The following is a 24497-nucleotide window of genomic DNA, read 5'->3' on the forward strand; positions in this document are numbered from 1 at the left end:
TGAGCCGAAGCGTCTTTCTCCACGGACGCTTCGCAAAACGAACGCCCCGATATCGCTTTGGTGTCGGGGCGTGCGCACGGCCGGACGCGCGCCCCGGGCTGTCAGTCGGTCCCGATAGGCTGAAAGCATGACGCGAGCCGAGCAGCCAACGGCCCACCAGCCGGCCCCCGACGACGCCCTTGTCGCGGACTCCCGCGAGCGCGCCGTCCGCGCCCTGCTGCGCCGACCGCAGCTGCGGCGGTTGTGGAGCGCACAGCTCGTGGGCGGAGTCGGGGACACCCTCGCCCTCCTCGTACTGGTGCTCCTCACCCTCCAGGCGGCGATCGACCAGGGTTCGTTCGGCGGTGGGTACCGGGGCGTCGCGTTCGCAGTGGCGACCGTTTTCGGCGTGCGCATCCTGGCGACGCTGCTCTTCGGGGCCGTTCTCCTCGGGCCGCTGACCTCGCTGACCTCGCAGGAGGGCCTGCTCGACCGCCGCTGGACCATGGTCGGCGCAGACGGTGTACGGGTCGCCGCGCTCATCGTCGCGCCCCTGTGGATCGACTGGACGCCCGGCAACGCGCCGGCCGTGCTCCTGGTCACGGCCTTCGTCACCGGGGTCGCCGAGCGCTTCTGGACGGTCTGCCGCGAGAGCGCGGCGCCCGCCCTGCTGCCGGCCCCGCCCCCGGAGGGCGCGACGGTACGACCGCTGCCGGACCACATGGACGCTCTGCGCCGCCTGTCGCTGCGTACGAGTTTCGTGGCGATCCCCCTGGCTGCTGCCGCGCTCGTCGTCGCGGGGCTGCTCAACAACCTTCTCGGCACCGGGCTCGACTGGTTCGACCAGCACCAGGCGGCCCTCGCCTCGTACGTGGCGGCCGGGCTGTTCGCCGCGTCCCTGTCCGTGGTGACCTTCCTGGAGCTGCCCGACACGCGCACCCCGCGCGCGCGTTCGCCGCTCGAGGGGCTGCGCCGGCCCAAGACGGGCACGGGCGTGGACAAGGGCCGCACGGGCGCCATCCCACTGCTGGTGCTCTCGGCCGCCGCCGTCGCGAGCGCGGTCTCCGCGGCCGTCGCCGTCTGCGTGCTGCACGCCAAGGACATGGGCGGCGGCCCGGTGACATACGGGCTGCTGGTGCTCGCGCTGACGGGTGGTGTCGTCGTCGGCATCCGTACGGCGCCCTCCGTGCTGCCGACCCTGTCGCGGCGCCGGCTGCTCGCGCTGGCGATCGCCTTCACCGGCGTCGCACTGCTGGCCGCCGGGCTCGTCCCGGACGTCACCACGGTCCTGCTGATCGTCCTGCTGGCCGGAATCGGCGCGGGCGTGGCCGCCAACACCGGGCACACCCTGCTCGACCAGGAGGCCGAGGACTACCGGCGGGCGCGCACGACGGAGCACCTGCACGCGGTCGTACGCGTGTGCGTGGCGCTCGGCGCGGTGATCGCGCCGGTGGTGGCGGCGGCGATCGGGCCGCACCGCCTGGAGAACGGCAAGTTCGTGTTCGCGCACGGCGGCGCCGCGTTCACGCTGATGCTGGTCGGGGCGCTGCTGCTGCCAGTGGCCGCGCTGGTGCTGGCCAAGGTCGACGACCGCTCCGGCGTGCCGCTGCGGCACGACCTGCGGGACGCGCTGCTGGGCGGTGACGACCCGGTGCAGGCGCCCACGGACTCCGGCTTCTTCATCGCCCTGGAGGGCGGCGACGGGGCCGGCAAGTCCACTCAGGCCGAGGCGCTGGCCGAGTGGATCCGCGGCAAGGGCCACGAGGTCGTGCTGACGCGCGAGCCGGGGGCGACGCCGGTCGGCAAGCGGCTGCGGTCGATCCTGCTGGACGTGTCGAGCGCGGGACTGTCCCACCGGGCGGAGGCACTGCTGTACGCGGCGGACCGTGCGGAACACGTGGACACCGTGGTCAGGCCCGCGCTTGAGCGGGGCGCGGTGGTCATCTCCGACCGCTACATCGACTCCTCGGTGGCCTACCAGGGGGCGGGGCGTGACCTGTCGCCGACCGAGATCGCCCGCATCAACCGCTGGGCGACGGACGGACTCGTACCCCATCTGACCGTGCTCCTCGACGTCTCGCCGGACATCGCGCGCGAGCGGTTCACAGAGGCGCCGGACCGGCTGGAGTCGGAGCCGGCCGAGTTCCACGCGCGCGTGCGGTCCGGTTTCCTCACGCTCGCCGCGGCCGACCCCGGGCGGTACCTGGTGGTGGACGCGGGCCAGGAGCCCGAGTCCGTCACCACTGTCGTACGGCACCGCCTTGACCAGATGCTGCCGTTGTCCGAGGCCGAGGTGAAGGCCCAGGAGGAGGCGCGGAAGAAGGCCGAGGAGGAGGCCCGCCGCAAGGCCGAGGAAGAGGCCGCGCGCAAGGCCGAGGAGGAGCGGCTGGAACGTGAGCGCCAGGAGCAGCTCGCCAAGCTGCGCGCCGAGGAGGAGGAGCGCAAGCGGCGCGAGCTTGAGGAGGCGCAGCGCCGCGAGGCCGAACGGCAGGCGGAGGAGGCCCGGCAGCGCGCCGAGGAAGCACGCCGCCGCGCCGAGGAGGAGCAGGCACGTCTCCTCGCGGAGGAGAAGGCCCGCGCCGAGGAGGAGGCCCGCCGCAGGGCCGACGAGGACCGGCGGCGCAAGCAGGCCGAGGAAGAGGCCCGGCTGCACGCCGAGGCCGAGGCGCGGCGCCTGGAGAAGCAGCGCAAGGCCGAGGAGGCGCTGCTGCGGGCCGAGGAGGCCAGGCGGCTCGCCGAGCAGGCCGCGGCCGCCGCGGAGGCAGGCCCCAGGCGACCGACGGCACCCGCGGTGCCGGCGGAGGCGTCGACGGTGCCGACACCGGTGGTGACGCCGACGAACGCGTCGGGCGGTCCGGCCGAGGAGACGGCGGTGCTGCGGCCGGTGCGGGAGGAGCAGCCGGGCGGTGCACGCACAGGTGAACGCACGGCCGGCGAGTCCGAGTCCGAGGTGACGGCGCAGCTGCCGCAGCCGCCGGCTCCGGCGGGGGCGGCTGACGAGACGGCCGTACTGCCGCCGGTCGTGCCGGGGGCGGCCGACGAGACGGCTGTGCTGCCGCAGGTGCCCTCCGGCGCCGAGGACGAGACCGCTCTGCTGCCTCCCGTGCGGGGCGAGGACCCTGCGCATCGCGTGCCGCGTGGGCTCTTCCGCGACGAGCGCGCGGGCGCGCGACCGGACGGCACCGAGGACCGTACGCGGGAGATGCCCCAGCTCGACGCCGAGGGCGAGCCCCGGAGACGGTCGCGCTCGGACTGGGCCGAGGAGACACCGCTGGACGACCTGCCGACGCTGGCGGACGAACTGCTGGGCCCGCGCGAGGACGAGTACGACGACGACGCGGGCCGGGGGCGGCGCGGCGGGGGGCGTCGGGGCTGAGGCCGATCCGGCTCGTTGCCCGGCGCGCGATCGCGGGGGCAGGGGGCCGGCCCTGCTTGGCGTCGGTGCCGGGGTACGGTGGTCGGTCGTGCGGGGCCGCCTGTCGGCTCCGCGACGCAGCCAAGGCGCCCGCCGCGCCCACCGATGAGGTCACCGTCGCCGGTGCACAGTCGGCGTTCGAGAGGCCGGGGGACAACAGGGCGAGTGCCCAGGGCGTCCTGCCGTCCGGGCAGACCGCGGTGATCAACTGGGCGGCGTCGATGCCAGGATGTGGGGCCGGCTGGTTCGGGGCTCGGTGCGGCCGCCAAGGCTTGAAGTCGGCCGGAGCGGTGTTGTCGCCCGAGGGGCACCGGTTGCTCGGCCGCCGTTGTCAGTGCCGCCCCGCACAATGGATCCCGCAACGTGAAACGTGACGAAAGGGCGGGGTGAGCGCATGACCGTCTGGGACGACCTCGTCGGCCAGGAAAAGGTGGCCGAGCAGCTCGGCGCCGCTGCCCGGGACGCCGATGCGCTGGTCACGGCCGCCACCGCCGCCGCACCGCCGCCCGAGGCATCGAAGATGACGCACGCCTGGCTGTTCACGGGGCCGCCGGGCGCCGGCCGGACCCAGACGGCCCGGGCGTTCGCCGCCGCGCTGCAGTGCGTCAGCCCCGACCGCGCGCTCGGCGGAGCCCCGGGCTGCGGGTTCTGCGACGGCTGCCACACCGCCCTCATCGGCACGCACGCGGACGTCACCACCGTCGCCGCCGTCGGCACACAGATCCTCGCCGACGACATGCGCGACACCGTCCGCAAGTCGTTCACCTCGCCGGCCAACGGCCGCTGGCAGGTCATCCTCGTCGAGGACGCCGAGCGGCTCAACGAGAAGTCGGCCAACGCCGTCCTCAAAGCGGTGGAGGAGCCCGCCCCGCGTACGGTCTGGCTGCTGTGCGCCCCCTCCATCGAGGACGTCCTGCCCACGATCCGCTCCCGTTGCCGGCATCTGAACCTGCTCACACCCTCGGTCGACGCCGTCGCCGACATGCTCGTACGGCGGGAAGGCATCGAACCGCCCGTGGCCGCCGCGGCGGCCCGCGCCACGCAGGGGCACGTGGACCGCGCCCGCCGCCTGGCCACCGACCCGGCCGCCCGCGAGCGCCGCGCCGCTGTCCTGAAGCTCCCGCTGCGCGTCGAGGACATCGGCGGCTGCCTCAAGGCCGCCCAGGAGCTCGTTGACGCGGCCGGCGAGGATGCCAAGCAACTCGCCGAGGAGCGGGACGGCAAGGAGACCGAGGAGCTGAAGGCGGCGCTGGGCGCTTCCCAGGGCGGCCGGATGCCACGCGGCACGGCCGGCGTGATGAAGGACCTGGAGGACAAGCAGAAGCGGCGCAGAACGCGTACGCAGCGCGACAGCCTCGACCTCGCCCTGACCGACCTCACCGGCTTCTACCGCGACGTCCTCGCCCTCCAGCTCGGCACCCGCGTGGCCATCGCCAACGCGGACGCCGAGGACACCCTGGAGCGCCTCGCCCGCGGCAGCTCCCCCGAATCCACCCTCCGCCGCATCGAGGCGATCGCGGCCTGCCGCGATGCCCTGGACCGCAATGTGGCTCCGCTGCTGGCGGTGGAGGCGATGACGATGGCCCTCAGAGCGGGTTGACCGCGTGCGGGGCACGCGGTCAGGTCACCGGTCCGCCCGCTGTTCGGCGGGTCCGCCCGCTGTTCGGCAAGTCCCGCTCGCCGGTCGATCGGCCCACCCAAGTGATCAACCGGTCGGCCGGTGATCAACGGGAAGTTGACGACGTAATTCTTACGAGCCACGGTGTGCACGGAAAGCATCTGCATGGCTGCGCAGAGTTACGCTCGCCTGATGTACATCAGGCGCAGCTTCCGTTCCTGTCGTCCCAGAACCGCAGCCACCCTCCTCGCCGCGGCCGCACTGCTCGTCTCCGCCTGCTCCTCCGGAGGCCCCGCGAGCACCAGTGGCAATGCCGCGGATGCGGTGCTGGCGGCGCTGCCGCAGTCGACACCGTCCGCTCTCTCGCCGTACTACGGGCAGAAGCTGAGCTGGCGCAGCTGCGGTGCCCCGGGCTTCCAGTGCGCCACGATGAAGGCACCGCTCGACTACGCCAGGCCGGACGCCGGGGACGTACGTCTCGCCGTCGCCCGCAAGAAGGCCACGGGCAAGGGCAAGCCGCTCGGTTCCCTGCTGGTGAACCCCGGCGGGCCGGGCGGCTCGGCGATCGGGTACCTGCAGCAGTACGCCGGTGTCGGTTACCCGGCGAAGGTCCGCGCCCGCTACGACATGGTCGCGGTCGATCCGCGCGGCGTCGCCCGCAGCGAGCCCGTCGAATGCCTCGACGGCCGGCAGATGGACACGTACACACAGACGGACACCACGCCCGACAACCAGAAGGAGGCGAACGAACTCGTCGACGCGTACCAGAAGTTCGCGGAGAGCTGCGGGAAGCACTCGGCGCAGCTGCTGCGGCATGTCTCCACGGTCGAGGCGGCCCGCGACATGGACATCCTGCGAGCCGTGCTGGGAGACTCGAAGCTGACGTATGTGGGGGCGTCGTACGGGACGTTCCTCGGGGCGACGTACGCCGGGCTCTTCCCGGACCGGGTGGGCCGACTCGTGCTGGACGGCGCGATGGACCCCTCGCTGAGCAGCCGCCAACTCAACCTGGACCAGACTGCGGGATTCGAGACGGCGTTCCAGTCCTTCGCGAAGGACTGCGTGCAGCAGTCCGACTGCCCGCTCGGCCGCAAGGGCACGACTCCCGCCCAGGTCGGTGACAACCTCAGCGCCTTCTTCAAGAAGCTGGACGCACACCCCATCCCCACCGGTGACGCCGACGGCCGCAGACTCGGCGAGGCCCTCGCCACCACCGGCGTGATCGCGGCGATGTACGACCAGGGCGAGTGGGCGCAGCTGCGCGAGGCGCTGACCTCGGCGATGAAGGAGAACGACGGCGCGGGCCTGCTGGTCCTCTCCGACAGCTACTACGAGCGCGACGCGCACGGCCGCTACACGAACCTGATGTCCGCCAACGCCGCCGTGAACTGCCTGGACCTCCCGGGTGCCTTCGTCGGCCCGGAACAGGTGGAGAAGGCGCTCCCGTCCTTCGAGAAGGCATCCCCCGTCTTCGGCAGGGGCCTCGCCTGGGCCTCCCTGAACTGCGCGTACTGGCCGGTGCAGCCCACCGGCGCCCCGCACCGCATCAAGGCGAAGGGGGCGGCGCCGATCGTCGTGGTCGGCACCACCCGCGACCCGGCGACCCCGTACCGCTGGGCCCAGTCCCTGTCCCGCCAGCTCACCTCGGCCCGCCTCCTCACCTATGAGGGCGACGGCCACACCGCCTTCGGCCGCGGCAGCTCCTGCATCGACTCCACGATCGACGCATACCTGCTCCGCGGAACCCCTCCGACCAAGGGCAAGCGCTGCTCATAGCCTGCTGCCAGCCCCGTGGAGCCGCCTCCCGGGGCTGGTTCGGAGCACCCCTCGAAACTGTGTAGACTTACCGACGTTGCTGATCGCACCATAGTGCGGACGGCGCGCCGCCTTAGCTCAGATGGCCAGAGCAACGCACTCGTAATGCGTAGGTCTCGGGTTCGAATCCCGAAGGCGGCTCCGGCAAAGGCCAGGTCACATAGCCCGTGACCTGGCCTTTTGTGTTGCTCGGGGCATGACGCGTCACACGGCCGGGATGCCGCGAGATGGCTTGCGTGAGCGATGCGTGAGCGGAGCGGTCCGGTGCCCTACTTCTTGGGCTTCTTCCGCTTGCTTTTCCTCTTGGCCCTGGCCTCGGCTTTCGCCTTGTCCTTGGCCTTCTTGGCGGCCTTGCGGGCGGCCTCCTCCGCCTCGGTCTTCCGCTGAAGCGGGACCAGCTTGGCGGTGGCCTCGGCGGCGTTCTTGCCGACCTGCGGCAGGACGCTCTGGTAAATGTCCCGCGTGATCCGGGTGTCGCTGTGCCCGAGCGTGTCCGACACGATCTTCACGTCGATGCCGGCGGCGAGCATGAGCGTGGCCGCGCCGTGCCGGAGGTCATGGAGCCGAATCGGTGGGAGCCCGGAGGCGGCGACGAGGCGCTCGAAGAGGTCGGTCATCTTCCCGGGGTGGAGCCAGGAGCCGTCTTCCTGGGTGAAGACCATGCCGGTCTCGACCCAGGCTGATTCCCATTCCTCGCGGTCCGCATCCTGCTGTTCGCGATGCCGCTTCAGGACGTTGACGGTGTCGTCGTCGAGCGCGACCACTCGGAAGCCGCTGTCCGTCTTGGGTTCGGAGGTCTCGACCTCCCACCCGTCCTGGACGAGCTGGGCGGAGACGGTCAGGGAGTGGTCATCAAGGTTGGTCTCCGACCAGGGCTGCGCGCATGCCTCGCCCCGCCGCAGGCCGCGGAAGGCAATCAGGTGCCACATCGCGTACAGCCGGTCCTCCGCGAGGAAGTCGAGGAACGCGCCGGTCTGTTCGGGTGTCCAGACCATGACGGGGGAGGGCTTCTCGCCCGTCTGCTCCCACCTGGCGACCCGCGCGTCGGTCCACACCAGGGCCTTCGGCTTGCGAACGGGGTCGAGCTCGACGTGGGCGGCCGGGTTGAAGGTGAGGATCTGCTGGCCGATCGCGTCGTTCAACGCAGACCGCAGCGTGGCCTTGATACGCAGCCGGGTAGCCGGGCCGGTCACACGCCGGAACGGCGGCATGGCGTCGATCGCCGTCTTCATCACCTTGCGGCGGGCGCGGTTGTCCAGGCCCTTCCACGGCACGGTGGCCAACTCCTCGACCGCGGCCCGGCGCTGGGCGTTCTGCTCCAGGATCTCGGCATTGGCGTCGGAGATGGCCGTGAACATGTCGCTGAGATGGCTCACGCGCAGCCGGTCGAGACGGTGGTGGCCGATCCGAGGCTTCAAGTGGAACCGGATATCGGTCTCGTAGCGGCTGAGTCCCGACTTGCGGATGCGCTTGCCGTCGAGCCACCGGTCGAGCCACTCGCCGACGGTCAGGCGGCCGATCAGGTCCTGACCGGACTTCAGGCGCCGGCGGGTCTCCTCGACATCCGGCAGTGGCGACTTCTCGTCGCCGACCTCCTCCAGCATGGCGGCGATCAGCGTCATGCCCTCGGGGTCGTCGGTGTCGGCGAGGCCGAGCAGGGCGCGTATGTGGTCGAGGTCGGCCTGGGCGGCCTTGAGGCTCTCGTAGCCGGCGCGGCTGAAGGAGCGGCGGGTGCCGTCTTCGCGGGGCGGGAGCTCCTGGCGTATGGAGTACGAGCCGTGCTTGCGGCTGGAGAGCTTCGGGCACTGCTTGCCGAGCGGCTTGCCGGTGTGGGGGTCGCGGCAGTAGCAGCGGCGGTGGGTGGAACCCTTCAAAGGTCGTTCTCCTCGGTGGGGTCGGTATCGGGTGGCGGGTCGACGTCGGCGAGCGGCGAGGGCAGGTGGGGTGGGGTGCCGTCGGCTTCGCGGATGGCGTCGCGGTGGCGGCGTAGTTCGTGCTTGGCGTTGGCGGCCTGGTCGGCGTACCGGGCCAAGGCGCGCTCGGCTGCTTCCCGTTGGACGCGGTTGGGGGCGGTCTTTACCTTCCAGCGTTCGTAGTCCTCGCTCTCCACGGCGGCCAGGGCCGAGCGGAGTTCGAGGTCATGGGCGAGGAAGTGGTCGAGCATGTGATCGGTGGCGTCTTCGGCCGGAGAGTTGCCGGTGAACCATTGCAGGGCGTCCCAGGCCGGTTGCGGGTCTTGGTAGGGGAGTTGGCGGATGTCGTCGACGTAGCCGACGGGGTAGATCAGGCTGATCGGGGACATGCGCAGGGCCTTCGCGAGGACCATGACCTCGACCAGGGGGAGGACAGCGCGGCGGCCGGACTCCATGTTGGCGATCACGTTGCGCGGGATCGGGTAGCCGATCTCCTCGCACCTGTCGGCGAGATCCTGTGCGCTCCACCGCAGTTCCCTCCGTCGTCTGCGGACCTCGCCGGCCACGGTGGCCATGACGTGGTCCTCCCATTCGAGGTCGTCGGCCTCGGTGTCTTCCTCGTATCCATGGTCGGAACGGCGTTGTGTCATGAAGACACATTAACTTGCCTAGCGTTGATTCCATGACCTGGAGACGAGCGCGATCGTCGTGTTCGCCGAGGGCTCAGTCATGGATGGAGTGCGTATGCGTGAGAACGAACCCGCCGGCCGGGCGAAGGGTATGAGCCGAGAGGAGCTACTGGAGCTTCCCGCTGCTGTTGACCTGGACACCGGCAACCGGGCGCTGGGCCTGGGGCGGAGCAAGGGCTACGAGCTGGCCAAGCGCGGTCAGTACCCGTGCAAGGTCCTGCGGCTGGGCAAGGCGTACCGCGTCGTGACCGCCGACCTGTTGAACCTGCTCGGCCTGGCCGCATGACGACCCGAGCTCATAGCAGACGCTTCTGCGCTGAGCTGACACAGAAACGCTGGACTGTGTCGGGGCGTGGACGTACTGTCCGTGTTCCCTCGCCCCGGTCAGGGAAGCGAGAAAGCCCCCGGCGCGCCAACGCCGGAGGCTCCGCACACTCCACTGCCCGCATACCAACGAACGACCTGCGTGAGTCGGGCCTGCATGCCCGACGTCACCGGAAAAGGAGCTGCCCTGTGCAACCTACGACACCCGAGCCCTATTCCGCACCCGGCAAAGCGGTATGGCCGACGGTCGCGGTGCCCGGCCGGCCCGGGCACGCGCCCGAAGCCGCCCCGGCGGCCGACGGCGGGGCGCCGGATACGGTTGCGGTAAATCAGCCCGCCGAGGAGGCGGTGCCGGACGCGGAGCCGACGTACGGCTCCGAGCTGCTGAACGAACTGCGGTCCCAGGTAGCCCAGTTCGTGATCCTGCCCTCCCAGCAGGCGCTACACGCGGTCACGCTGTGGGTGGCGGCGACGCACCTGCAGCCCGCGTGGCAGCACGCACCGCGCCTGGCGGTGGTCGGGCCGGCGAAGCGGTGCGGCAAGTCACGGCTCCTGGACGTGCTCACCGAGACGGTCCACGAGCCGATGCTCACCATCAACACCACGCCCGCGGCGATCTTCCGCTCCATCACCGACGAACCGCCCACCCTGCTGGTGGACGAGGCCGACACCATCTTCGGCACGCCGAAGCAGGCGGAGAAGAACGAGGAGATGCGTGGTCTGCTCAACGCCGGCCACCAGCGCAACCGGTACGTCACCCGCGTCGTAGGCAACGACCACATCCCGCACCGGTTCGCCACCTTCGCCATGGCCGCCCTGGCCGGGATCGGCGACCTGCCCGACACGATCATGGACCGGTCGGTGGTGATCCGGATGCGCCGCCGGGCCGAGGGCGAGAGCGTCAAGCCCTTCCGCTCCCGCCGTGACACCCCGGCCCTGCACGACCTGCGCGACCGCATCGCCGCATGGACACGGCCGCTGCTGGACGAGGCCGCCGACATGGAACCGGTAATGCCGGTGGAGGACCGAGCCGCCGATACCTGGGAACCCCTGGTGATCGTCGCCGACCTGGCCGCCGGGCCCTGGCCACGCCTCGCCCGCGCGGCGTGCGCGCAGATGGTCAGGGCCGAAGCGGAGGCCGAGGAGGACCACCCCAGCTCAGCGCGGATCCTGGCCGATATCCGCCGGGTCTTCGTAGCCCAGCGCGAGGTCGACAGCCTCTCCACGGACGAACTCCTGCACCACCTGCGCCAGGACCTGGAAGGCCCGTGGGCGGAGTGGGGTCGCAAGGGACTGGGCCCGCGTGAGCTCGGCTCGCTGCTGCGCGCCTTCGACATCAGGCCCGGCAACGTCCGCCTTGCCGACGGAACCCAGCGCAAGGGCTACACACGCAACAAGTTCCTCGACGCATGGCGGCGCTACTGCCCGACCGTCCACCCGGTCGACACCGGCCCCGCGCGCAGCGAGGGCTGAGCCTCCCAGTCCCCGGTTGCCGTCCTTGCCGTCCCTGCCGTAATCCCGCAGGTCAAACGGCATGCAGGCAAGACGGCAACCGGGGTCAGGACGGCAACGCGATCATGACCGGCGTTGCTGCCCGCCGGGACGCCGCCCACATCCGTCTTGTGCCGTCCCGGACGTCCCCGCCGTATCACCGCAGGTCACAGCACATGCGGCCGGGACGGCAAGACGGATGCGAACCGTCCGCGGCCACCGAACCGCAGCACCCGCCGCCCGTGTGTGCCCCCAGGACGCTCCGACGCCGCCAGGACGGAACATCGACCCTTCTGCCGTACCGGTCCTGACCTGCGCTTGCAACGGCCAAGACGGCAAAGACGGACCACGCCACCACCCCAGGAGAACCCCGCTTGACCACCCTCTCCACACCCACCCACCGGGACCATCGCCCTGGCGAAGGACGGCCGATGACGAGCAAGCAGGCTGCTGAGCGGTACGCGCTCGTCGCGGCGGGCGTTGTCATCGTGGCGCTCACCGCCGGCGGATTCTGGCTGTCGTACGCGCACCTCGCCGAGGTCGCCGGACAGCACGGCCTCAAGAACTCCCCCGTCCGCCAGTGGGCCTGGCCCGCGACCCTGGACGCCTTCATCGTCGCGGGTGAACTCCTCATGCTCCGCGCGGGTCTGCGCCGCATCGCCGACGGCTGGGCCATCGCCCTCACCGCCACCGGATCGATCGGTTCCATCGCCCTCAACGTGGCCGGGGTCAACGGCACAGGCAACGCCGGCGCCGTGCCTCTCCTCGACTACGTGGTCGCCGCGGTTCCCCCGACCGCCGCGCTGCTGGCCTTCGGCGTCCTGATGCGGCAGATCCACCAGCTCGTCGCAGACCCACCCGACGCCACCGAACGCCACAACGGTCTCCCGCAGCCAGCCGGTCTCGACGTGGCGGACGGTCAGGCCGACGTGGCTCGGGGTGCTGCCGAGGTGGCGCAGGGCGCCGCCACTGTGACGGAAACCCCGCAGTCTTCCGCCGAGCCGGAAGACCAGAAGCCCAGCGCTGTGTCCGACGAGTACCTCGCGATTGCCCGCACCGCGCCACTGGGACGCGGAGACCGTGCCTCGCGCCGCCACATCGAAGCGACGATCCGCGGCAAGGGCCTCCCGATCGGCAGGGCCGACGCGGAAAAGCTCAAGGACGTCCTGCAAGCCGAACTCGATGAGGCCACCTCTCAGCGGCAGGACGACCTCGGCATGACCCCCGCTGGCGCTCCCTGAGCCCCCGCGCTCCCATCGCTCCGGCGCAACTCGCATCGCTCGTCCCCGCGCAAATCCGCGGGGACGAGCGACCGCACCGCAACGAGTCAACCCGACACCGCCGCTCCACCCGTCCTCGCCCTGACAGGTATGGGACGAGGCCGACCGGTCACTGACCAGCCATCAACACCCCATGGAGAACAACCTCATGCACAACCAGCACCACGAACCCCCATCGCACCAGCAGCAGATGACCACCACCCCAGCCACCAGCGCGCCAGCAAGGTATCCCGCTGGACCGTCCAAGGACGGCCGCAACGGGGAATCCTCCGCCCCGGGGGTGGCGGAGGACCTCGGGCGCCAGGGGGCACCCGAGGAGGAGCAGTCCGCCGACACCGTCGCCGCCCAGCTGCCGCGCGCCGCCGAAGCCGCCGCGCTGCACCGTGTCGCCCGACGTCGCAAGCCTGACCCGAACGGCCAGCGCAAGCAGCGTGTCGACGCCCGCTACAGCGTCGACGAGAAAACCGAGATCCTCGCCATAGCGCGGTCGCTGAACATCGCCGGCGCCCACTACGTCGGCGCCGTCGTCATGGCCCACGTCCAGGGCGACCTCGCCCTGCCCGGCCAGCGCACCCCGCTCGACGACTACATCGACGAGCTGACCGCCCTGCGCCGCGAGGTCGCCAAGATCGGCCACAACATCAACCAGATCGCCAAGAAGCTCAACTCCGGCGGCCATCCACAACCTGTGGACACCGTCGTCCTGGCCCAGGGCGAACACACCCTGACCGCGGTCGGCACCACCGTCCGCCACATCGCCACAGCCGCGAACCAGGCCGTCGCCAAGAAGGCGGCCTGGTGATCGCGAAGATCCGCAGCGGCAAGGAGACCGCCGGATTGATTCGGTATCTGTTCGACACGAAGAAGGCCAAGGACCACACCGACCCCCATCTGGTCGCCTCCTGGGACGGCTTCGCCCCCGACCCCGGCCGCGCCGACGACTTCGACGCCACCAGGAGGCTCCTCGTGGCCGACCTGGACCTGCACGTCAAGCAGGCCCGGCGGCTGGGCCGCGCGCCCGAGCAGCACGTGTGGCACTGCTCGATCCGCGCCGCCGAGAGTGACCGCATCCTCAGCGACGAGGAGTGGGCCGACATCGCCCGCCGCGTTGTGGCGGCCACCGGCATAGCACCGCAAGGCGATTCGGACGGATGCCGCTGGGTCGCCGTCCGCCACGCCCCCGACCACATCCACATCGCCGCCACCAAGGTCCGGGCGGACCTGCGCACAGCACGCCACTGGAACGACTACCACACCGCCGACCGTGAACTCGCCGCCATCGAGAAGGAATACGGCCTGCTCCAAGTCGTCCGTGGTGACCGCACCGCTGCAAAGCGGACCACCCGTGCCGAGCAGGAGAAGGCCCGCCGCGCCGGCCAGGAGAAGCCCGCCCGCGAACGGCTGCGCGCCACCGTGCGCACCGCCGTGGCCGCCGCCACCAGCGTGGAGGAGTTCGTCCACCTGCTCAACCACCTCGACGGCGTGCTCGTCGAGGTCGTCCACTTCCCCTCGGGTGACGTGCGCGGCTACAAGGTCGCCAGCGAAGACACCACCACCGCCGACCACGAGCCCGTCTGGTTCTCCGGCTCCGAACTCGCCCCGGACCTCTCCTTCCCCAAGATCCAAAAGCGCCTGGAGAACATCGACCCACAGTCCGCCGACCAGCCAGGCCAGCGCAGGCCCAACCCCTTCCACCAGGCCACCGCCGCCGCCGAACGCATCCCCCACCACCTCGACCAGACGGACGACGAAGCCTCCCAGGCCCACCTCGCCGCCTTCGGCGAAGCCCTCGACGCCCTCCCCCTCCTCGCACCCCAGACCCTGCGCCCCCAACTCCGAGAGGCAGCGACCGCGTTCGAGCGTGCCACCCGCTCTCGCATCCGGGCCGAACACCACCACGCCCGCGCCCTGCGCGGCGCCGTACGCGCCATGCTCCGCGAGCCCGCCCCCAAGGACGGCGCCGCCCTGGCCGTGTTCCTCGACGCCGCAATCCTCGTGGTCGTTGCCGCTGCCCGCTGGCACCAGCTCCGTCACCACGACCAGCAGGTCGCCGCCGCCCAGCAGACACTGCTCCACCTCCAGGCCGCCTACGACCAAGCCGCAGCCGCACCCCTGGCCGCCCTCGCGCAGCGCCAGCCACCCCAGCAGACCGTGGAACGGCAGATCCGCCGCCTACGCCAGGCCGTGCCCGAGCACGCCGAGCAGATCATCGAAGACCCCGCTTTCGCGGCTCTCACCACCGCCCTCGCCGAGGCAGAAGCAGCCGGACACGACCCGGAACAGCTCCTCCAGCAAGTCGCCGACCAGCGCGCCCTGAACGACGCCCGCCGCCCCGCACGAGTCCTGACCTGGCGCATCCAACGCCTCAGCAAAAGGCCGGCATCCAGCACACAAGCCCGCGCAGCACAAGCCCACAGCCCAGCACGGGCCGACAGCCCAGCCTGGGCCGACAGCGCAGCACGGCGCCCCGAAACTCCAGAACACACGGCAGCAGCCGCCCCCGCCCCGCAGCCGTCACAGGCACGGCGGCGCTGATCACGATCTCAGCTGCGGGCGGTGACGCGCGGGGAGACGCCAGAACAAGGCACCGCAGCACGAAGCCGGGCTCCCCCAACTGGGAGGCCCGGCTTCACCGTGTGGGAGGCCCTGGAACTGCTGGAGCGTCCAGGAGCCGGTCGAATGTGCTCTCCGACAGCACCCGGCACAGCACCAGCGCACTGGACTGAGGGAATCGGCGAACACGGCGACAAAGTCATGCGCGCCGGCGCCTAACGACGCCGACAGGGAGGTCACAAGGCTGCCTCGGCCTTGTCGAGCGCCCTCTCCAGGTTGGCATCCACAAGTCCCGGCGCCCCCGAGACGAGCACAAGGACGTTGCCGATCCGGATCGCCGTCTGCTTGACAACGCTGCGCTGCCCACCGATCGAGTAGGTGAGCAGCTGGCTCCACTGCTCGTCGCCCAGGTCAGGGGCGGGCGTCACCTGCGTGCCCACGGTGACGACGGTGCTGCCCGACACCACCTGGTACGTGGGGCAGGAGACCATCGCATCGAAGATCTCCCCAATGCCCTTGGACAACTTCGCCGCGGTGTCGCTGTACAACTCCTCGGCCAGCTCGGAGTTGCCGCCACCAGCGTAGGTGAAGGACGCCTTCGCCTTGCGGGGGAAGGCGAGGCTTGTGCCGGTCGCGGCGTCGCCGCCGAGCTTCTCCAGCGCCGGGCAGCTCACGGTCACGTCGTCGTGGGCCGCCGCGCGCTGCGGAATGCGGGTGTAGTCCCCGCCGAGGTCGCTCTCGTCCAAGAGCAGCTTCGCCAGCGCAGTCGAAGACAACGGAGCGAGCGCCAATGCACTCTCGCCGTCCGGGTGCACCGGGACGGTCGGGGAGGACATCGGGCCGGAGGAGGCGGCGCTGCCTTGGGAACAGCCCGCCAGGGCGAAGATGGCGAGGGCGCTGAGGCCGCGGACGGTCGTGGCGTGAAGGCGCATAGGAAACCCCTTTGTGGCCTGTTGTGGCCTGCGAAATGGACGGTCTGACCAGGCCGGCCCTCCGGGCGCCGGCAGTACGAAGGGGAGCGGGGGTTTCGGGAGGTCAATGGCCGAGGTGGCGCACGCCCTCTTCGAGGGTGGGGTGGAACCGGTCGACGGGACCGGAGTTGCGGTTGAACCAGACCGCATCCAGGCCGGGCTCCTTCGTCTCGTGGCCGGCCCGGCAGCGCAGCCATATGGAGTCGTCGCGCATGCAGAAGACGATCCAGTCCCGGTACATGCCGCACTCGGGGCATGTACGGACCTCGCCGTCGACGACGAGCGGCTGCAGCCAGCGCATCATCACTCCGGCCACCTCCTGGCGCGCCGGCACCCGCAGCTCCGGCGGCAGGAAGTCGGGCACAACCGCTTCCCCTGCGGCGGGGGCCTGCGGGGTCGGCTCGGGGAAGTTGGGCCACGGCTGCGTGGCCTGCAGCCGCAGGAGCAGCGCTTGGCCCGCCTGTTGGGCTTCACGGAACGCGCGGTCCTCGCGAGCGCGTCGGAACAAGAACAAGGCTCTCTCCTTCTCTGTCATCTGTCGGGCGCGGGGCACGCCTCGTCTGACCTGCTACCACTCGGGAGATTGGCGACGAGCCGCTTACAAGAGCGGCTCCTCTGGGCGGGCGCCGTTAGCTGCGGCGGACCACGGTGAGCCGCCCTTCGGCGCTCGCAGGTACGGTTCGGCGGGGCACCGGAGCCGGTGAGGCGAGCGAGGCGACGAACGCCGCCACCAGCTCATGGGGGACGCTGGTGCTGAAGCTGGCACACCACAAATAGGGGGCGCTGACGATGGGTTCCGCCCATGCCTGCCAGCCCGCCAGGTCGGGGCGCGGGTCGGCGTCCTGGATGAGCGGCGGCAGCATCTCCAAGGAGACGTTGCAGGAGAAGCCGGGGTCCGTGGCGGTGGTGCGGGGGCGGTCCACATCGCGGATCCAGCCTCGGGCACTCAGGGTGTTGAGGACCGTCTCCGACCCCCCGGAGCCGAGGTCGGGCGCCTCGCGGGCGTCGATCGCCACAAGGAGATCGGTGATCGCCTCGTACGGGACGCCGGCCGTGAAGTACGCGTTCCACGCCGGCACCACGGAGGTGGCATCCGGGCGGGCGCTCAACTGCCAGGCAACCGGGAGACCGCCCAGTTCGAACGGGTAGGCCGCGAGGATCCATTCGGCGCCGCGCAGCTCATCTGGGCTGACGTACAGCAGGGTGTGACGGGAGGTAGGCCACATGCGCCAGCCGAGGCCAGCCAGGGTGCCGCCGATCCGTTCGGCGAGGGCCCCGTCGTCACCCGCCAGATGGCGCGGGGTGACCCAGTACACCGGGTCCGGCGAGTCGGGATCGGAGGGTTCGCTGGGGTGGTGCGGGTGCAGGGGCGCCTCCGTGGGATCAGGGGGAAGGTTTCGTCTGGAGGTTGTACGTTGGCATGGTTTGCAGCAGCACACCAGCCCTTGCGAGATCTTTCCTGTCTGCCCCCGGCGAACTTGCTTTCCCTAGGCCATTCGATCGCCGCGTCTGACAGTGAACCCAGCGGTTTCGGCCTTTGTGGCAGCGAATCTACTTGTGAGGGGTGAGCGCGCTGGGACCACGCCCCGTGCGTCTGCCGTACGGGGGAACACGCACCGAGCGCCGTCCTCAAGCGCGCGGCCTTGGGGCAGCCATTCGCAACAATCGCCGCTATGACATCGATGACGCAGACCTTCCGCCAGGCCCTGCAGACTGCGCTGGCCAGCCGGAAGACGGTGAGCATTCGCAGCACTCTGATCGAGATGCTGGAACGGGATCCTTCCAAGGCAGAAATCTCGGCAGCCAACAAGGCGGCCCGAAGGATCGCAGAGGACGGGGACGCGGTCCTCATCTCCCTGCTTCCCGACCAAGCCGGCGACGACGCGTACGTGCCTGCGGCCCGTGGCGCCAGGGGGCGTGCGTCGAACTACCTGACCCTGGACGAGAAGATCATCAAGGACTTGCCCTGCCGCGTCGAGTTCGCCACGGAGAAGTGGGACGCGCTCATCGACGAAGGCATGCGGTCCACTCAACAGAAGATCGAAAGCGACCCAGGTCTGTCGGCGTTCCTGCCCGGCTGGAAAGCCGAACCCCGTGCCGAGAAGCGGTCCCGCCTCACGGCGGAGGCGGCAGGAACCAGCTGACCCGCTGTCCGTCGCGCCTCTGCTGGGGTCCCAGTAGTTCTCCGGCCGCCGCCGCTGCTACGGTCCGGCGCCATGAACACTGACGACTGGACGGGGTTCGGTGCCATTGTTGCCGCGGTCGGGGTGGTGGTCTCCGCGGTCATGGCGTACTGGACGACCCGCAAAGCGGCGGCGGCCGCCGCAGACTCGGCTGACACTGCGCGAGAGGTGGCGCAGATCGAACGCGACCGCTGGCACCGCGAGCTGACTCCTGAGCTGACCTTCAGCCTGATCCGCGTGGGATCCAACCGCCTGAGGCTCACCACCACACTCGCCGGCCCCGTCGGTCTGGATCACCTCGACACGATCACCCTCACGGTGCGCGACGAGGCCGGACGGGATCACTCAGCCAGACCGCATTACGACGAAGCTATGCGTACGGAGCTGCCGTCGGTGATCTGGGGGCCTGCCCGATTCAGCCCCAGGGCCGACGGGGTTGCCGCGCCCGGCCGCCAGAGCATTATCCGGAGCCTGGAGCGCGGCAACTTCGTGCACCGGCAGATGGATAACTCCGAGCCGCCGAGCTGGTTCCAAGACCCGGGAGACTGGGTGGACGGGTACTGGGAGGCGAAACTGCGCCTGCACGCGGTCTGCGAAGTGGAGGGGCACAGACCCTGGATCGTCGTTGCCGAGGTCGCGAACCCGGGGGTGGAGTACATCTCCGATGGTTCAGACGAGATGGAAATTCCGGAGCAGTACCGCTGAATCACGGCTGCCCGAGGTCGAGGCTCAAGCGGCCCCGGCGGCGCCGGAGGACCTCGGCGGCAGGTCCTCGCCGAGCGCCGCTGAACGCCACCGCCCCCGGACCAGCACAAGCAGCTCACCCGGAGTCGATACGCCGCCGGAGATCACACACGGTCTCCAGTGGGCTGGGCTCCTCGGGGAACTGGCGACAGTTGAATACGCGAGCTCACCAGTATGGGCCCCTGCTGGCACACCGAGCAGGAGGCGCGGCACAGGTCCATCACAGGGGCGGCCTCACGGGACCCCCCTCGACTGTCAGGCGATTACCCGACATTGCCCAATCAAGTTCAGTAGCGCGAAGAAACGGGTCGAGAGAGGCGCTGAGGCACTGGCACTCTGGGGCGATGCTGTTCAAGCTCACCGGGTCCAGTTGCTCGGGCAAGACGACGCTCGCCAACGCTGCGGCCGGCAGGCTCCGGCAGATCGTCGTGCACGACTCCGATGAGCTCGGGGTGCCGGAGGGCGCCGATCTGCACTGGCGTCATCGGATGACCGAGATGTGGGTGCGACGCGCGCTGGAGTACCAGGATCGCGGCATTGACCTTCTGCTCAGCGGGCAGTCGCCCTTGGGTGAAGTCCTCGCCGTGCCCTCCGCGCCACTACTGGACGGCATCGCCATGTGCCTGGTTGATGTCGCCGACGAGGTCCGGTGTACTCGACTCGCCGAGCGAGACCCCGGCCGGTGGGATGCTCCGGCAGTCGACGCCTTCCTCGGCTGGGCCGCATGGCACCGGAAGCACGCCCTCGACCTCCAATACCGGCCCGACGTCATCATCGACAACAGCTGGCCCGAGATGGCCTGGCACCGTTGGACGAGCTGGCAAGCTGATGACCCCCGATGGTGCACTCAACGGATCGACACCACCGACCAACCAGTCACGAAATCCATAGACCAGGTCGCGCAGTGGATCACCGAGCAGCGCGACGCGCACCAGGCCGGCCAGCTTCCCCTGAGCCACGGTTGGGCTTCATGATCCGTTTCGAGCGGCCCAAGCATGGCACCGATGATCTCGCTCGGGGCCGACGCCGATGAGGGTGCTATCCGTTCTCAGCCGTGTACAGACCCAGCTCTGGGGTTCGCTTCCGAACTGGCGCTGGCAGCGAGGTGAGTCAGAACCCCTGCCCCGTGGCCTGATCGCGCGGCTGGCGGGTCGCATCGAGCGCAAGCAGAACGGCGCCGACTCACGATGGTGAGTCGGCGCCGCGCCTGACCTCAGACGTCGATGCGGGCGACCTTACGGCCGACCTTGAGGTACAGCTCGGCACCTTCGAGTGCCCCTACCTCGCTCACGACCTCACCGAGCGTCTGCTGCACGGACGCCTCGGTGAGCGGCGTAGGTGCCTGCTCTCCGTCCGCCTCAAGGATCAGACGGAGGCCCTTCTGCTGAGCCACGCGGCGCACCGCGGAGATGCTGGGAGCGAAGTCCAGAGTGCGGCTGATCAGCGCCCCGAGCGAGTCCTCGGCGTGGTCCTTCAGGGAGATGACGGGAAGGTTCTGGGTGTCCGCGAAAGAGCGCTTGGAGAAGCGCGCCGTGAACTCCGCGCGAGCGGCGGCAGCAGCGTCCAGGCCGTGGAGGGCGGCCACCACCTCGCCGGCGAGGATGCGCTTGATCGCCATAGGGTGCGCGGTCCCCTCCTCCAGACGCTTGGTGACCACGCGGATCTCGTCGTCCGTCCACTCGGTGAGCAACTGGAGGTACGGCTCGGTCAGGTGGTCGGGGATGGACATCAGCCGGCCGTAGACGTCATCAGGCGACGCCGTCAGGCCCACGTAGTTGCCCTTGCTCTTGCTCATCTTGGTGCCCGTGCCGTCGGTGCCTTCGATGAGTGGGGTGGTGATGACGACCTCGGGGTCCTGCTCCGAGATCTCCATGACCTTGCGGCACATCTGGAGGTTCAACAGCTGGTCCACACCGCCGAGTTCGACATCGGCGTCGATGGCCACCGAGTCCCAGGCCATGACGACGGAGTAGACGAACTCGGCGACGGACAGCCCATGGCCGTCGGCCAGCCGGGTGCGGAAGTCCTCGCGCTGGAGGGACATGGAGACCGGCACCCGGGCAAGAACGCCGACGAGCTCCGGCAGGGTGACCTTGTTCAGCCACTCGCCGTTGAAGCGCAGGTCGGCACGCTCGAAGTCGATGAACGGCGTGACCTGCTGCTGGTAGCCGCTCAGGTTGCGGGCGATGTCCTCGTCGGTGAGGGGCGGTCGATCCGAGGACCGTCCCGACGGGTCACCGATCTTGGCCGTCACGTCACCAATGATGAAGACGACGTGGTGGCCCATCCGCTGGAACCGGCTGGCGATGATGATCGGTACCGCGTGGCCCAGGTGGACGTCGGGCGAGGTCGGGTCGATGCCGTACTTGACGACGAACGGGCGTCCGGCGGCCTGCGCGGCTTCGATCTTCTCGGCGAGTACCGCGGCCGAGGGGATCAGGTGGTTCGCACGCCCCTCGACCAGTGCGGCCTGCTCCTCGGGGGAGAGGTCGGAGAGGTCCAGGGAGCGCCGTGCTGTTGTCTCGCTGAGCAGCTGCGCGGCCGTATAGTCCGCGCCCAGGTCCGCTCCATCGAGGATGTGCATGACACGGGTGACAGACTCGCTCAAACGGCTCATGGCGCTTATACGCTCCTGGGTCGGACAACTGGCCTGACCAGTAGGGATTGGAAGCGGCGATTTTATCATCGTCGCCCCCGTCGCATCACCGAAATGATCACGATTCAGCCCGCTCTCCCTGGGTCGTCGAGAGCTGTACCAGCGGCCGGCCCCCGGTCGCGCTGGAGAGGGAGCGGAGCCACGGGGCTATTGGGTCTCGGGCTCGGAGCGTGGCGATGAGCATCCCCGGAAGGAAGATCATGGCGGGGACGTGCTTCTTTCGCTGCAGGGCGGATTCCACTCTGTGCCCGGAAGCGAGTACGCGGAAATGCTGGGAGATCCTCTTGAGCTGGCGAGAGGTCGCCCAGGTGGGAGGGTTCCCGTACATCATGCGGAGCCGATCCGAGAGCCCCAGACACACCTCGGCCCGATAATCCTGCGACAGGCCGGGCGTACTTCGGTCGGTCATGCTGTGCGAGTGGACCCGATAGAAGGTCAACGGGTCCTGGAGGACGGCACCGCGGCCGGCCTCGCGCAGCGCGTGGAAGAAGATCTCGTTGCTCACCGGCAGGAGGCTGAGAGCAGCCTCGCGATGGACCACCAACGTGCTCGTGTTTCCGCCCGGGTGCGGGTCTTTCAGCTTGGGGTTTCCGTTGGAGTCGACGACGTTCTCCCAGTGCTCGATGAACAGCGTTTCACCCGTCATCGCCTCGGCGCATCTACGGAGCTTCGATGGGTGGAACCAGTCATCGGCGTCGAGCGGAGCCACCCAGTCGCCTGTGCTGAGGAGAAAGGCGTCGGTCAGGGTTTGGCCGAAACCCTGCTGGCTCCTCCGGATGACCTTGACGTTCTTTTCGTGACGACGGCATACCTCCTCAGTTTCGTCGTTGGATCCGTCGTCGATGACGATGATTTCGTGAAGGATGAAGTTTCCGGGCTCCTGTTCTAGACAGCTTGTTATGGCCTGGTCGAGATATCGGCCGTAGTTGTGGCACAGAATCACGCACGAAATACGCGGAGTGGCGTTCACCGGTCACCCCCGTACAGGCGGGCGTAGTCGTCCAGGATCGTCCTGTGTTCCTGGGTCCTGTAGTCGAGGAACTCGCGGTCGAGCCGGCGGGGCCTGGAGCCGAGCCGTGCTGCCGCTTTCTCCAGCGCGGTCAGGAACTTCTCTCCGAAGAGGTTGGGATGCCCCTGCGACCAATCGAACCATTCGGGTTCCTCGACGAGCCCCTTGTGCCGCTCGTACTGCTCGGGCAAGTGCCCTGTGAGGGAGCAGACCGGAAGCAGGTTCAGGTCGAAGGCCAGTTCCAGCTGCCCGGAGTGACTCCCCCAGAGGTACGGCAGCAGCAGGGAGTCCGAAGCCAGCCCGGCTCTGACCACTTCGTCGTCCGTGGGATACGGGCGCATGGTGAGGCGGATACGGGGATCGTGCCGGGCCGTCTCCAGGAGCAGCGGGGCACGGCCGGCGTCAGCGAAGTCCGCAGGGCTGAACGCGCGCAGGAGGACGTGGAGCGTGCTGTGGGGATCCGTGATCCCCAGGCTCCAGTTGGCCATGGTGGACAACTGGTCCCGGCTGGCCCGGGAGGCACCGAACGTGAGGTACCTGGCCCCCGGGCCCCTCGCCTCGCGCTCCAGGTCAGCCAGCGACTCCGGGGCAGCGACGTATCCGTGGGGAATGACCGTTGCAGTGACCCGCTCACCGAGGACCTCCGTCAGCTTCGTGACGGATCCCTCAGTGAGACAGACCCAGCTGACCTCGGCAGATCGGAGCAGCCGCAGCCGCTCCACGAAGCCTTCGGCGTTGCCGACCATGGGCCGGGTGTCATGGGCGGTGAAGACCACGTTGACCCCGTAGCCCAGGCACGCGTCGAGCAGGCGCTCCAGGGTGGCGATGTCCTCGAAGTCGATGTGGTGCAGGTGCAGGACGTCGAGCCACGTGAGAGGGCCGTGTTCGAGGAGCCATGCGGCGCTGACCGTCTCTGGCACAGTCTCGCCCGTGGGAATCTCTGTCCCGTTCAGGATGTGGAAGTCAGGGCTCTGGAGCTTCCACGCGTACGGGGTACGAGCCGGCAGGTGAACGACACGCAGGCCCCGGGACCGGGGAACCGCCGTCACTGCTCTCCCACCTCCGTCCCTCCCACACCGACGAGGAGCAGCTGGGTGGACAGACCGTTGGAGGCGTCGTCGCTTCGGGTGAGGCCCGCGTAGCGGATCTCGAATCCGGACGCCCGCAGCAGCGCCTGGAACTCGTCGCTTGCCCACTCCCGAACATGGCTGGGGTTGCGCGGCGGTCCAGGGGTGTCGTAGCCGCTGCGGCACTCACGGGCCGGCGTGGACAGGACGGCAGCGGCGCTGCCCTCCTGTAGCAGGGCCAGGATGAGGGACAGGGCCGGGGCCGGGTCCACCAGGTGCTCGATCACGTCGGAGCAGATCACCACCGACCGGCGAACGAGGTCCGGGTCGAGCGGCAGCCGCTCTGCCGATTCGAGGTCCGCCTCCATCCACTGTCCGAAGGGGTGGTTGTCGTGGCACCAGCGCAGGTTGTCCCCGAAGTCCACGCCGACGAAGGTCCAGTCGGGGTGCTCGGCGGCGAGCGAGGCCAGCTTGCCCGCCTGCCCGCAGCCGATGTCGATCACGACGTCACGGCCGAGCTCCTTGGCCCGTTCGGCGGCGTAGGGGTACACGTCGGGCTGCCAGGTGACGGTGTCGTCCGTCTCGTCAAGGAAGTACTCGACCTCGCTCCGGCTGCGATAGCCGCGGCGAATGAAGAAGGTCTCGGGGCCGCCTATCGGCTGCGAGGACTCGGAGAGGGCCAGCAGCTGCGGGGCATCGGGGCCGGTCAGGGGCTGTGTGGTGGTCGTGGTATCCGCGTGCACAATCAGTCTCCTTGCTTGCTCGGGTGTGTGGTGCAGCAGAGGGCGCA

20 protein-coding genes and 1 tRNA gene are annotated in these 24497 nt (G+C 69.8%); 12 read left to right on the forward strand and 9 right to left on the reverse strand.

Going from position 1 to position 24497, the window contains the following annotated elements; genetic code table 11:
* Positions 1–127 precede the first annotated feature (127 nt).
* The 4 genes from tmk to LJ657_RS16970 all read left to right on the forward strand — a co-directional run bounded on the left by tmk (position 128) and on the right by LJ657_RS16970 (position 6968).
* On the forward strand, positions 128–3355 hold the full coding sequence (gene tmk / locus LJ657_RS16950; RefSeq protein WP_232649443.1) for a dTMP kinase: 3228 nt from the start codon (positions 128–130) through the stop codon (positions 3353–3355).
* 433 nt (positions 3356–3788) lie between these two features.
* The gene (locus LJ657_RS16960; RefSeq protein ID WP_232649444.1) at positions 3789–4994 is read left to right on the forward strand and encodes a DNA polymerase III subunit delta'; all 1206 of its coding nucleotides are present in this window, start codon (positions 3789–3791) and stop codon (positions 4992–4994) included.
* Between the two features lie 210 nt (positions 4995–5204).
* Entirely contained in the window at positions 5205–6788 is a 1584-nt protein-coding gene (locus LJ657_RS16965) for an alpha/beta hydrolase (RefSeq protein ID WP_232649445.1), read from the forward strand.
* A 106-nt stretch (positions 6789–6894) separates the two neighbouring features.
* Positions 6895–6968, forward strand: a tRNA-Thr gene (locus LJ657_RS16970).
* A 128-nt stretch (positions 6969–7096) separates the two neighbouring features.
* Here LJ657_RS16970 and LJ657_RS16975 read toward each other — a convergent pair.
* Both LJ657_RS16975 and LJ657_RS16980 read right to left on the reverse strand, forming a co-directional pair.
* On the reverse strand, positions 7097–8701 hold the full coding sequence (locus LJ657_RS16975; protein WP_232649446.1) for a tyrosine-type recombinase/integrase: 1605 nt from the start codon (positions 8699–8701) through the stop codon (positions 7097–7099).
* Positions 8698–9390: a transcriptional regulator gene (locus tag LJ657_RS16980; protein WP_232649447.1), complete on the reverse strand. Its 693-nt coding sequence runs from the start codon at positions 9388–9390 to the stop codon at positions 8698–8700. The genes LJ657_RS16975 and LJ657_RS16980 overlap by 4 nt, the downstream gene beginning before the upstream one ends.
* Before the next feature lie 94 nt (positions 9391–9484).
* On the opposite strand from LJ657_RS16980, the gene LJ657_RS16985 reads away from it, so the two are divergent.
* From LJ657_RS16985 to LJ657_RS17005, 5 genes are all read left to right on the forward strand, one after another.
* Positions 9485–9715: a hypothetical protein gene (locus LJ657_RS16985; protein WP_232649448.1), complete on the forward strand. Its 231-nt coding sequence runs from the start codon at positions 9485–9487 to the stop codon at positions 9713–9715.
* A 227-nt stretch (positions 9716–9942) separates the two neighbouring features.
* Positions 9943–11226, forward strand: coding sequence for a DUF3631 domain-containing protein (locus LJ657_RS16990; protein ID WP_232649449.1), 1284 nt, complete (start codon positions 9943–9945; stop codon positions 11224–11226).
* A 449-nt stretch (positions 11227–11675) separates the two neighbouring features.
* Positions 11676–12485: a DUF2637 domain-containing protein gene (locus LJ657_RS16995; RefSeq protein WP_232649450.1), complete on the forward strand. Its 810-nt coding sequence runs from the start codon at positions 11676–11678 to the stop codon at positions 12483–12485.
* A gap of 187 nt (positions 12486–12672) precedes the next feature.
* Positions 12673–13326, forward strand: coding sequence for a MobC family plasmid mobilization relaxosome protein (locus tag LJ657_RS17000; protein ID WP_232649557.1), 654 nt, complete (start codon positions 12673–12675; stop codon positions 13324–13326).
* Positions 13323–15059, forward strand: a complete 1737-nt coding sequence (locus LJ657_RS17005) for a relaxase/mobilization nuclease domain-containing protein (RefSeq protein WP_232649451.1) — start codon at positions 13323–13325, stop codon at positions 15057–15059. Before LJ657_RS17000 ends, LJ657_RS17005 begins: the two co-directional genes overlap by 4 nt.
* 254 nt (positions 15060–15313) lie before the next feature.
* On the opposite strand, the gene LJ657_RS17010 is transcribed toward LJ657_RS17005, so the two are convergent.
* The 3 genes from LJ657_RS17010 to LJ657_RS17020 all read right to left on the reverse strand — a co-directional run bounded on the left by LJ657_RS17010 (position 15314) and on the right by LJ657_RS17020 (position 17364).
* On the reverse strand, positions 15314–16009 hold the full coding sequence (locus LJ657_RS17010; protein WP_232649452.1) for a hypothetical protein: 696 nt from the start codon (positions 16007–16009) through the stop codon (positions 15314–15316).
* A 103-nt stretch (positions 16010–16112) separates the two neighbouring features.
* Positions 16113–16562 (reverse strand): hypothetical protein, encoded by a 450-nt coding sequence (locus LJ657_RS17015; RefSeq protein WP_308117047.1) that lies wholly within the window; start codon positions 16560–16562, stop codon positions 16113–16115.
* Positions 16563–16677: 115 nt separating this feature from the next.
* Complete coding sequence (locus LJ657_RS17020) at positions 16678–17364, reverse strand: SPDY domain-containing protein (protein WP_232649453.1); 687 nt, start codon at positions 17362–17364, stop codon at positions 16678–16680.
* A 366-nt stretch (positions 17365–17730) separates the two neighbouring features.
* Here LJ657_RS17020 and LJ657_RS17025 point away from each other — a divergent pair, with 366 nt between their 5' ends.
* The 3 genes from LJ657_RS17025 (at position 17731) to LJ657_RS17035 (ending at position 19949) form a co-directional block, all read left to right on the forward strand.
* Positions 17731–18192, forward strand: coding sequence for a hypothetical protein (locus LJ657_RS17025; protein ID WP_232649454.1), 462 nt, complete (start codon positions 17731–17733; stop codon positions 18190–18192).
* Positions 18193–18264: 72 nt separating this feature from the next.
* On the forward strand, positions 18265–18936 hold the full coding sequence (locus LJ657_RS17030; RefSeq protein WP_232649455.1) for a hypothetical protein: 672 nt from the start codon (positions 18265–18267) through the stop codon (positions 18934–18936).
* 383 nt (positions 18937–19319) lie between these two features.
* Entirely contained in the window at positions 19320–19949 is a 630-nt protein-coding gene (locus LJ657_RS17035) for a P-loop NTPase family protein (protein WP_232649456.1), read from the forward strand.
* A 239-nt stretch (positions 19950–20188) separates the two neighbouring features.
* Here LJ657_RS17035 and tyrS read toward each other — a convergent pair whose 3' ends face one another.
* The 4 genes from tyrS to LJ657_RS17055 all read right to left on the reverse strand — a co-directional run bounded on the left by tyrS (position 20189) and on the right by LJ657_RS17055 (position 24450).
* Positions 20189–21592: a tyrosine--tRNA ligase gene (tyrS, locus tag LJ657_RS17040; RefSeq protein WP_232649457.1), complete on the reverse strand. Its 1404-nt coding sequence runs from the start codon at positions 21590–21592 to the stop codon at positions 20189–20191.
* Positions 21593–21689: 97 nt separating this feature from the next.
* Positions 21690–22601 (reverse strand): glycosyltransferase family 2 protein, encoded by a 912-nt coding sequence (locus tag LJ657_RS17045; RefSeq protein ID WP_232649458.1) that lies wholly within the window; start codon positions 22599–22601, stop codon positions 21690–21692.
* Complete coding sequence (locus LJ657_RS17050; protein WP_232649459.1) at positions 22598–23560, reverse strand: hypothetical protein; 963 nt, start codon at positions 23558–23560, stop codon at positions 22598–22600. Before LJ657_RS17050 ends, LJ657_RS17045 begins: the two co-directional genes overlap by 4 nt.
* Positions 23561–23685: 125 nt before the next feature.
* Positions 23686–24450, reverse strand: a complete 765-nt coding sequence (locus LJ657_RS17055) for a class I SAM-dependent methyltransferase (RefSeq protein ID WP_232649460.1) — start codon at positions 24448–24450, stop codon at positions 23686–23688.
* Positions 24451–24497 lie beyond the last annotated feature (47 nt).

Source organism: Streptomyces guryensis (assembly GCF_021261325.1).
Classification (GTDB): Bacteria; Actinomycetota; Actinomycetes; order Streptomycetales; family Streptomycetaceae; genus Streptomyces; species Streptomyces guryensis.